At 42.6% G+C, this 3806-nt stretch carries 4 protein-coding genes; 3 read left to right on the top strand and 1 reads right to left on the bottom strand.

The features are described 5' to 3' along the window. The 3 genes from H6S82_RS22675 to H6S82_RS33690 all read left to right on the top strand — a co-directional run. Positions 1-1772 (top strand): alpha-amylase family glycosyl hydrolase (locus tag H6S82_RS22675; RefSeq protein WP_191056748.1); only part of this gene is annotated, 1772 nt, incomplete at its 5' end. Positions 1773-1779: 7 nt separating this feature from the next. Beyond that, positions 1780-3033 carry a DNA double-strand break repair nuclease NurA gene (locus H6S82_RS22670; protein WP_190460920.1) on the top strand — a complete coding sequence of 418 codons (1254 nt, stop codon included), beginning with the start codon at positions 1780-1782 and terminating at the stop codon, positions 3031-3033. A gap of 259 nt (positions 3034-3292) precedes the next feature. After that, the gene (locus H6S82_RS33690) at positions 3293-3523 is read left to right on the top strand and encodes a hypothetical protein (protein WP_242057075.1); all 231 of its coding nucleotides are present in this window, start codon (positions 3293-3295) and stop codon (positions 3521-3523) included. Positions 3524-3536: 13 nt separating this feature from the next. Here H6S82_RS33690 and H6S82_RS22660 read toward each other — a convergent pair. After that, positions 3537-3806, bottom strand: a 270-nt coding sequence (locus H6S82_RS22660; protein ID WP_199317938.1) for a MoaF N-terminal domain-containing protein, incomplete at its 5' end; no start/stop codon positions are given.

The following is a 3806-nucleotide window of genomic DNA, read 5'->3' as shown; positions in this document are numbered from 1 at the left end:
GAGCTATTGAATTTCGTCAAGAAACAATTTATTTCATTGTAGTCGATCGCTTTTGCGATGGCGATTCAAACAATGACGAAGGCCCAACACCAGAACTTTACGATCCAACTCGGACAAAATGGGGTAGATACTGGGGTGGAGATTTGCAAGGTATTATTGACAAATTAGATTATCTAAAAGACATGGGAGTAACCGCGATATGGGTTTCTCCTCTGTTTGAACAAGTGGAAGGTTTGCAGTTTGAATCTGCTGCCATGCACGGCTATTGGACAAAAGATTTTAAACGAATTAATCCTCGTTTTGTCGGGAAGGGCGAACCAACTTCTTTGTTTGAGTGTAATGTGTTCGATCGCTTGATTGCCGAAATGCACAAACGAGGGATGAAACTAATTCTGGATATTGTGTGCAATCACAGCAGTCCTGATGTAAACGGGCACAAAGGTGAGCTATACGATGATGGAGTTTTGATTGCTAACTTTTACAACGATGTTAACAATTGGTACTACCACAACGGGGAAATAACTAATTGGGAAGATGAATGGCAACTACTGTACGGCGAAATGGCAGGCTTAGCGACTTTTAATGAAAGTAATCCTGACTATCGCAACTATATTAAAACAGCAATGAAGCAATGGCTAGACCGGGGAGTCGATGCTTTGCGGATCGATACCGTTAAGCATATGCCAACTTGGTTTTGGCAAGAATTTATTACCGATATCCAAACTCATAAACCTTCGGTGTTCGCATTTGGCGAGTGGGGTTTCAGCAAGCCTTGGGATGGCAAATCGCCAGACTTTGCCAATAAATCCGGTATGTCAATTCTCGACTTCGGATTGTGCGAAGCGATTCGATCGGCTTTAGCAAAAAATAGCCAAGGTGGATTTTATTTAATTCAAAACATTTTGGATTTGGATTACCTCTACAATCGCGCCACGGAATTGATCACTTTTGTCGATAATCACGATATGCCGAGATTTCAAAGCCTTAATTCCGATCCAAATGTTTTAAGACTTGCTGTTAACTTGGTGATGACATCTCGCGGCATTCCCTGTATTTATTACGGCACCGAACAGTATCTGCACAACGATACAAATGGCGGTAACGACCCTTACAACCGCCCGATGATGGAAAAGTGGGATACCGATACCCAGATTTACAAAGATATGCAGTTGCTATCTAAGTTGCGGCGGATCAATCCAGCCATTTCTCTGGGAAGTCAGGTACAAAAATATATCACTCCCGATATTTACTGCTATGTGCGGAAATATCGAGATTCCCGTTGTTTTGTAGCGATAAATAAGGGTTATCCGGCTAAGATTGATGTGATGTCTATAGATTTGGAAGACGGGGAATATATCTGTATTATCACTAAACGTCATTTCCATATCCAAAACGGACAGTTGCGGGGTTTAGAATTGGGATCGAAAGAAATGATCGTTCTCAGTTACCTGGGAGAAAAGGTGCGAGGGCAAACTATTGTGCGGGCGCAGCTGAATGGTGTTGCTACCAAACCGGGAGAAACTATTGTGGTGACGGGAGATTGTCCGGAATTGGGTAATTGGGATATCAGTAAGGCTTTCGCTTTGGAATATATCAATCCGAATACTTGGTTTGGCGAAATTCCGTTTAACGAAAGTGCTGGGAAGGGAATCGCATACAAATATGCTATATTGCGGGAAAATCAAACTCCCGTGCGAGAAGAGGTCATCAATCGTCGCTGGATTTTAGCACCTCAAGGTACTGTGAAATGGCAGGACGTTTGGAACCACTAAAGTCATTATGCTGGATCTGACAAAAGTAGCGCGAGAAATGCAAGGTTTGAGTCAGCACTTGAGTGCGGAGGCGACGGCGAGTCGCCAAAGATTGCTAGTGGCTCAAAAATTGCTGGAGGAGGCTTATACTAGACAGGCGGAGTTGGCGGAACAAATAGAAGAAGGTTCCGATCGCTTTATATTTTACCCGCCCATCCCAGTCGAACCCTTAGATACCTGCCTTGAGATTCCAGTTCCCCCAAAGGCGCATACTGTCATCGCTACGGATGGTTCCCAAATTGCCCCTTCTCACCACGAGATTGCTTACTGCTATCTGATCAATATCGGTCGGGTGATGTTGCATTACGGGCAGGGACGCCATCCCCTTCTCGATAGCTTACCAGAAGTTTTCTATCGGCCTGAAGATTTGTATGTTTCTCGTCAATGGGGAATTCGTACTGAAGAATGGATGGGTTATCGCCGTACTGTCTCGGAAGCGTTAGTTTTGTCAGAATTAGCCACAGGTTGGGCAAAAAGTCAAGTTGTAAGTTCGGAGTTGGAAAAGAAGGAACAGGATAATCATCAATCGGAAATTGCCAATCCAAAATTGGATGTACCAACTTTAGCAATGGTGGATGGTTCGCTGCTGTACTGGTTTTTGGATGAATTGCCAGCAGAGGCGATCGCGCACATCATACCGCCTATTATGGAAGCTTGGGAACAAATGCGAAAAGTTGGCATTCCCCTGCTCGGCTATCTCAGCGCCTCTCGCAGCAGCGAATCTCTGAGTTTTTTGCGTCTGCAAGCTTGTACTTACTCTACTCCCAACTGCATGGCTCATTGCAATCATTCACAAGAGAAAACGCCGTGTCAGGTTTTCGATCCTTTAAGAGATATAATTTTTTGGGCATCGCGTTTGCAACCGGGACAACGGGGTCCGCTATGGCGCAGTACAAATAAAATTATTAATTTGTACGGTGATGATCACAAAATTTATTTTTGCTACGTTCATGTAGGGAGCGAAATTGCTCGTATTGAAATGCCGGCATGGGTAGCAGAAAATTCTGCTTTATTAGATTTATCCCTCGGTCTAATGTTGGCGCAAATTCAAAAAGGGGATGGTTATCCAATTGTACTTTCAGAAGCGCACAATCATGCGGTAGTAAAAGGTGGCGATCGCGCTCGCTTCTTCGCTTTGCTGGAACAACAAATGATTAAAGCAGGTTTGAAGAATGTGGGCACATCTTACAAGGAAACTCGCAAGCGCAGTAGCATCGCTTAAACTCTATTTAAATCAATTTGGCTTTGCATCTATATAAAACGGCCTAAACTATGGTAATTAATTGGACAATTTTATGGCCACCTTGCGTTCTACCGTCATAATGAAAACCGATATTTGTGGATTTACCACTTTAGTTCAAAAATTATCCCAAGCTGAACTAAGCACCTTACTAGATAGACATAAAGGTTTTATTTCTAATACTAATATTGCCACAAAAAATGAATGAAGTATTCTCAAAGGAGAAGGCGATTCCTTTTGGATGATTTTCTCCAGTGTTACTACAGCTGCTCTGGCGGCGGTAGAAATGCAGCAGGAATTGAGAGCTATCCAATCAGGTAAAGGAGACGATGAGCGTTTATCAATTCGTATATCTATAAGTTTGGGCGATGTTTTACATCAAGATAGAGATATTTTTCTCAAAAAATATATGAAAAACTCCACCTACAATGAGATGGAGTTTCCCGCCACTTTCAATAAAGGGCGTAGCTAACGCGGATTTGGTATTACTTCATTTCGCTCAATTTTGCTTTGTATTCGCTAATTTTCTTATCTTTAACACCATAGGCAAGCACAGCCTTTTTTTCCAAATCCAACACTTCAACTATCGCCGTTCCGTCTTTTTCTACCCACGAATTTATATGGACATTGGGGCGAATTTCTACAGAATTTATTGTTTCCTCTCCAGTTTTGCCTTTCTCGTTACCTGTAAGATATTCCCATTTATACTTGTTGGCTGCTGGAAAGTGTGCCTTTATTTTTAGTTCGCCAAAATC

Origin of the sequence: Planktothrix sp. FACHB-1355 (assembly GCF_014748295.1) — a bacterium.
Lineage (GTDB): Bacteria > Cyanobacteriota > Cyanobacteriia > Cyanobacteriales > Aerosakkonemataceae > Aerosakkonema > Aerosakkonema funiforme_A.
Note: the sequence above shows the minus strand (reverse complement) of the source record. Positions and strands in the feature narration are given on the sequence as shown.